The 6,000-nt window shown below is 39.0% G+C and carries 8 protein-coding genes; 4 read left to right on the top strand and 4 right to left on the bottom strand.

Going from position 1 to position 6,000, the window contains the following annotated elements; translation table 11 throughout:
• Positions 1–644 precede the first annotated feature (644 nt).
• The 3 genes from BB427_RS21925 to BB427_RS21915 form a co-directional block, all read right to left on the bottom strand.
• On the bottom strand, positions 645–1,388 hold the full coding sequence (locus tag BB427_RS21925) for an HNH endonuclease (RefSeq protein ID WP_069023288.1): 744 nt from the start codon (positions 1,386–1,388) through the stop codon (positions 645–647).
• An 83-nt stretch (positions 1,389–1,471) separates the two neighbouring features.
• Positions 1,472–1,933, bottom strand: coding sequence for a hypothetical protein (locus BB427_RS21920; protein WP_069023287.1), 462 nt, complete (start codon positions 1,931–1,933; stop codon positions 1,472–1,474).
• A 2-nt stretch (positions 1,934–1,935) separates the two neighbouring features.
• Entirely contained in the window at positions 1,936–2,349 is a 414-nt protein-coding gene (locus tag BB427_RS21915) for a hypothetical protein (RefSeq protein ID WP_069023281.1), read from the bottom strand.
• Positions 2,350–2,603: 254 nt separating this feature from the next.
• Here BB427_RS21915 and BB427_RS21910 point away from each other — a divergent pair, with 254 nt between their 5' ends.
• Positions 2,604–2,894, top strand: coding sequence for a phage integrase N-terminal SAM-like domain-containing protein (locus BB427_RS21910; RefSeq protein WP_069023280.1), 291 nt, complete (start codon positions 2,604–2,606; stop codon positions 2,892–2,894).
• 283 nt (positions 2,895–3,177) lie between these two features.
• Entirely contained in the window at positions 3,178–3,756 is a 579-nt protein-coding gene (locus BB427_RS21905; protein WP_069023279.1) for a hypothetical protein, read from the top strand.
• Between the two features lie 5 nt (positions 3,757–3,761).
• On the opposite strand, the gene BB427_RS21900 is transcribed toward BB427_RS21905, so the two are convergent.
• Positions 3,762–4,361, bottom strand: a complete 600-nt coding sequence (locus BB427_RS21900) for a DUF2057 family protein (protein WP_069023278.1) — start codon at positions 4,359–4,361, stop codon at positions 3,762–3,764.
• A gap of 335 nt (positions 4,362–4,696) precedes the next feature.
• On the opposite strand from BB427_RS21900, the gene BB427_RS21895 reads away from it, so the two are divergent.
• Together BB427_RS21895 and BB427_RS21890 are read left to right on the top strand one after the other, a co-directional pair.
• The gene (locus BB427_RS21895; RefSeq protein WP_010376435.1) at positions 4,697–5,068 is read left to right on the top strand and encodes a histidine triad nucleotide-binding protein; all 372 of its coding nucleotides are present in this window, start codon (positions 4,697–4,699) and stop codon (positions 5,066–5,068) included.
• 228 nt (positions 5,069–5,296) lie between these two features.
• A complete protein-coding gene (locus tag BB427_RS21890; protein ID WP_069023277.1) occupies positions 5,297–5,953 on the top strand; it encodes a helix-turn-helix transcriptional regulator in 657 nt (218 codons plus the stop codon).
• The last annotated feature ends 47 nt before the right edge of the window (positions 5,954–6,000 follow it).

The following is a 6,000-nucleotide window of genomic DNA, read 5'->3' as shown; positions in this document are numbered from 1 at the left end:
TTTCATTTAAATAGAAATGCGTATCTTCTTCTCGAACTCTAAACTTCATAGGCTTCTAACGCCGCCATAAGGGGCGGCCAATACGTAGTTTGCCTTGTGTTATGGTGGAGCGCAGCGACAACACAAGGCAAACGGAGTGTTGGGCGTCCTAGCCGGTGTGTTTTTACCGGCTATTCCTTCATGGCTTTGTTATGCAGATGCATGTCTCGCGGAAGATTTAGCTCCTAGGACAAAGAGCACTGCGGCCGCAAAACTTAGAATATAGCTTGGACCACTTAAGACCAAATCGTGTAGATCATATACAGAGTCATCAATAACCAAGGCCAATATTGTGATGAGAGAATAATTCAAGATATCTGCAAGGAAATAACATAAGAAAGCAAATGCAAAATATTTTAAGTGTTTAATATTCGAAAGCATGTATGACTTCTTAAGTGAAATATAACAATACAGAAAAGCAAATGTAGAGATTATTCCTATCGAAAATGATACTGCCAAATCTGAGCTAATTAGCCCAGAATAATCAAATTCTTGTTCCAAAGTTCAATTCCTTATTTATGCATAACGCCGCAAATAAACGGCTAAAAATAGTGGGCTATAATTTGTGAGGTACGAACAAAGCCCACTGTTTTTTGTCCGCACTTTTAATTTGCTTTGTTAGGCGCTTGCACGCCAAAGTGAAGCTTTCTATGGCAATTTGGACATAATGCTAATGTGTTTTCCAAGGAATCTTCACCGCCGTCAGCTAATCTGACTTTGTGATGTACTTCCAGATATGGTGTATTATCTTTAGCTCTTAGAAACGGTGCATCCATATTGCATTCTTCACATTTTCCATTAGCCCTTTCTAGGGTTTCAGCAACAACATATGGGTTTCTTGAGAATATAAATGTTTTTACTTCAACTCTAGATGGGAGTTTTTCACTTTGATCTATTAGTTTTTTTCTTTCAGAAGATGACAACTTTAGAGCATTTTTTATTTCTATATTGAATTGCTCGATGTATTCAGGCTCTGTTTTAGGGGGGGAGCAAAACTTCTCAAAATGAGAAGAAACTTTTCTCATTTTATGTGCTTTAACATCGTAATGATTTTCCCAATAATCTATGTGAAGATTTAAAGCATTTACAGCTTGTTTTAGCGCTTGTGCCCCTTCATCCTTATATATATTTTCTATGAAGTATTGCATAGCCGCAGCACTCATAGCCCTGTGAAATACTTTTCCATTTACAAGGTGTTTATAAGCATTGATGAAATCTGTGGCGCTGTTCTTATTTAGAGCATGCTCCTCAGCAAGGAATAAAGAGCCATTTTTTGCTACAAGTTCTCCTAGATAAACTTTCCTTGCGATAATATAAGCTGCTTCTACCTGTTGTTCTGATATTTTCATGATGAACTCAACCTTGCGCCTAACGCCTTGCTCACCGGTAAATTAGGAGCGCAGCGAGTAATTTATCCGAGTGCAGCAATTTGTTATGCCTTGACTGCCCGGTGCAGCCTTTTTAGCTCTGAGATTACGCTAGGCATACTTATCGGGGAAATAAAGTTACCGCCGTGAGCAATTGAATTACGCTCTTTATAATAATTGACAACTAAATTGTAGTCGCTCCCACCTTTTTCTAAGAGCAGAGCTAGGCGCTTCTTGAACGGCATTTCGCCTCTTGCTCCGCTTGGCAGAATATCCCATGCAGCTCTTTGCTTCCATGATGTTATAGAGGTTTGCTTCCTTGTTATTAGTTGAGAACTTTCATCCCTTATTCTATCTTCAAGTCGAGAGAACATGAAAAGAAAATATGCTTGATCGTTAAGCTCTCGCTTCCGTTTATACTTTTGCTCTTTTTTGCTCCAACCTCTACTGGTGGCTTCGAACTCAATTGATGCATATTCATTGTCAATGTCATTGTATTGAGCTTCCAGTTCGTCAAAAACCCCCATGACTAAACCAGCCCTAGAATAAATTCTTTATCGAAAGGTATGCTTTTTTTCCTGTTTTTAGGTGTGTAAACACGCCAATCCGATGGTTTATCTTTACCTTCTAGGTCAACCAATATATACGAACCTTCTTTAGTTAATATATCGATCCGTCCATTAGCACCGATTACCCATAATCCTATCGGCTTAAAAGATGCAACCAGAACACCTTTCCGCTTGACGTCTAGAACAGGCAGAGAAACAGGAGAGACACCAAACTTCTGCATCAACTCCTCATTCATCTGTACTGTTTTGTGTTCAGAAAACTCAATTTCCGAGTTGCCCGACAACGAATTCCTTACAAGAGAAAAGACGGATTCTATACGTTGCCCCCAATCTTCCACTCTATTTTCGATATATTCTTTGTTTATTTCACTCATCTATAGAACTCATGTTTCATTTGAAAGGCATAACAATTTAATATCGACCCAATGGGTCGTTTTTCTAACGAGTCATGGGTCATTATTCTCATTGTACCAGCTTTATCACAATAACTAACTTGTTGCTACAGATATATTTTTAATCATTATAGAAACTATGAAAAGGATAAAAACGACCCAGTGAGTCGTTTTCTTGACTATAGGAGAAACACAACAATACTGTATATAAATACAGCCAAGTTAGGACTAGCTAAATGAGAACTCGTTCACCATTTTTAAACCACATCGCAGAGTTTATGCTGACTAAGCAATATTCGCTCAGAACCGTTGATACATATCTTAAGTGGATTTCTTCCTATATTCGTTTTCATGATAAGCGTCACCCAGCTTCAATGGGCGATAACGAGGTTGTCGAATATCTCAACTACCTTGTACTTAAATATAATGTGTCGCCTAAAACACAAGCGACAGCGTTAAATGCATTATCTTTTCTGTATAAGCAAATAATTAAACAGGATTTGTGTCCTAATCTTGTAAATCGCTGACACCCACTACTAATTTGCAATGGAAGTGCTTTCATGCATTTTTACTTCACCTCCTCAGCTGTGGTGTTAATAATGATAGGTGTCACTTGTTTTTCTTGCTGTTTCTCTTGTTTTCATCACTACAACACAGGTATTCATAAGGGGGCATGAGCGACACCTAACTTTATGAAGCGTGCTTTCGAAAAGTAACGCACTGCCGAGGAGCATATTTTGCTCCTCAGTAATTTTATTTCCTTGCTCCGCAAAGCTATATTTATCTTCTAATTTAAAAAGGAGATTTAATATGCAGATAGGACTAAGAACATTCATATTTTCGTTTGCCTTAATCACGTCAGCCGCTCACGGCAAACCTCAAATGGAAAACCCAGCGCCAATCAAAGAAGAGCGCATATTCAATTCAGGCCACATAACTTCAGTGGATCAGATGACCCCTAATCACGCCAAAATCACATATAAATTAGCAAAGCAACTCATCACCAATCCAAACATTTCTAAAACAGAGGAACTGATTAGGCTCTCTGAAAAAGTCTCATTGACTGAGAAAAAGATAGCAGAAGAATCCATCAAGATATGTAAAGACCTCATCGACTATGACATTTCCGATACGCGCGCTGCTGTTTATGCGTTTTTCTCCAAATTCGAACGCTTAGAAACGTTTAAAAGTCGTATGTACATCGAAGCACTGCGAGATGAGAGCGCAGCCGTTCTTAACATGGTAGAAAGCTCACACCACAAAGAGTTTGTTATATTAACTCCCGAAATAATCTTAGATGATTCACCCACGTCATGGTTGCTTGACCATAAGAACCTTTGCCGCAGTAAAATTATAACGATGAAACAAAACCTAACAACGCATAGATAAAGGGCTTAGTTGCCCTTTATTTTTTCCAAAAACAACTGCTTTTGTTCAGGGGTTGCTTGTTGCCACCAATAGTCCAACATGCCAACCACATCTGGGTGTGCTGATTTAGGCGCTGCTCGCGTAACGGTAGTACTTGGCGTTGAATAACGTGGTGCAGTGGGTGTTGAAGGCTCACTTGCTATCGTTGTCGTTACTCTTGGTCTTTCTTGCGTCACCACCAATGTTGTCGCTAACGATTCATTGGGTGCTTGCAACATAATCAACGGCTGATCTGCAAATGCCTTTGCCGCAACCACATTGTCAGGTCGGTTAAATTCAACCTGATACTCGCCGTCTTGATCGATACTTACTTTTGCCCAAAATGGCTTCGACTCTATGGTTTCGTGGTCGTCATAGCCCACTTCATACAAGTCGGTGTAACGCATTTTGACCGCATACTCACCTTTTGCTAAGTCTAGCTCTCGCACTTTGGAGAAGAATGAGTGTTCAATGGTTTTATCATCAACTTGCAAGGGAATAATTTCTTCAGGAAAACTTAGCAACGCAGCCTGTGAAAGCGGTGATAACAGTAAAACAGCGGTCGCAAGCGTATATTTTAAGCGCATCTATTCACTCCTTCGTGAGTACCAAATCATTTTATACCAATTGTATTAAGTAAATGAGCTATTTTGAAGCGGGGAAATAGCTTTAGTAGCAAGGCAAAAATTTTGCTATTTAGTTGTTCTAAATGAGAAATTTTTAACGAAGCTAATATGCTATTTCACCCTTCAAATTGATTGAAGAATTAATTCAATTGGTATTACTTTCATGAGATTACTGCATACCTGCTTATATCTCTACCCTTTTAATTGATGCGCAGCGGGATAACGCATCAAATCTATTGAGTCTCCTTGAGAGTTAGCTATGCTAGAGCAATTCAATATGCAGATAAGGAAGGACCATGAGTTCAGAAACTATTTTTACCAAAATTATTAATCGAGAGATCCCAGCAGACATCGTTTACGAAGATGAACAAGCACTCGCGTTTAGAGACATTAATCCACAAGCGCCATTTCACGTCTTAGTTATTCCTAAAACAGCAATTGCGACCATCAACGACGTGACGGAAGAAAATGCTCATCTTGTTGGTCATTTGTATGTTGTTGCAGCCAAATTAGCGAAAGAGCACGGCTTTGCAGAAGATGGTTATCGTGTAGTGATGAACTGTAATGATCACGGTGGTCAAACCGTATATCACCTTCATCTACATGTATTAGCTGGAAAAGAAATGGGCTGGCCGCCTTATCAAAATACGAAAAAAGTACCAGTTTAGATTATTCTCTGTTAAGCAATGTAAATAAGTAAGTTATTAACAGAAAATGCTAAAAGCTTACTTATTTCAACAAATTACATTTCAATACATATTCTGTACATAATTTCGATTTATTATTTCACTTTGTTATATAGCGGATTTCTCTATCTTGTACTAAAAATTCTAATACAAAAGGTCTGAATCCCATGTTAGCATTGAGAAATCGGAAAAATTAGAGTGTGTCCTAAAATGAGCAGTAGTGCTTTTTTGTTATTAGATAAAGAACCGGTTAACACCATTGGTATCAATGTGTTACAACCTTTGTTAAAAACCCAAGGGTTGAATGTTACGACTGGAACTGATATCTCAGATGTGCCTGAAGGCACTCGATTACTTTTCATCGAAACCGCAGTGAACGATTCTTGGGGTAAATTAAAAGAACAACTAGTCAACCTCAAAGTCAAATGCGATATCGTACTATTCAACTTAGATGAAAATCCGGAGCTTGCCAATCGAGCGCTGCTAAGCGGGATTCGTGGTGTCTTCTACACGACAGATAATGCCGACGTGCTAATGAAAGGGATCCGTTTGTTGCTTGAAGATCAACTGTGGTATCGCCGTGACGTGATGTGTAATGTGTTAAATCGCATGCTGCAATTTAATAAAGATGCATTACATAAACTAACCGAAGGTGATATCGAACCTGTGAAACTCACTAAGCGAGAAAAAGCAATTATCGCGCTAATGAGTAAAGGTGCGAAAAACAAAGAGATCGCTGAAGAGCTAAATATCAGTCCACATACGGTGAAAACGCATTTGTACAGTGCATTTCGTAAAACCAAATGTCGTAACCGTATCGAACTCCTTTCGTGGGCTCAGCAGAATATTCCTGACGAAATCCGCTAAGCTTCATATGTCTTTAACCTGCTGACGCAAGTTGGCGGGTGAAAGAC

Origin of the sequence: Pseudoalteromonas sp. BMB, from assembly GCF_001709235.1 — a bacterium.
Taxonomy (GTDB): Bacteria; Pseudomonadota; Gammaproteobacteria; order Enterobacterales; family Alteromonadaceae; genus Pseudoalteromonas; species Pseudoalteromonas maricaloris.
Note: the sequence above shows the minus strand (reverse complement) of the source record. Positions and strands in the feature narration are given on the sequence as shown.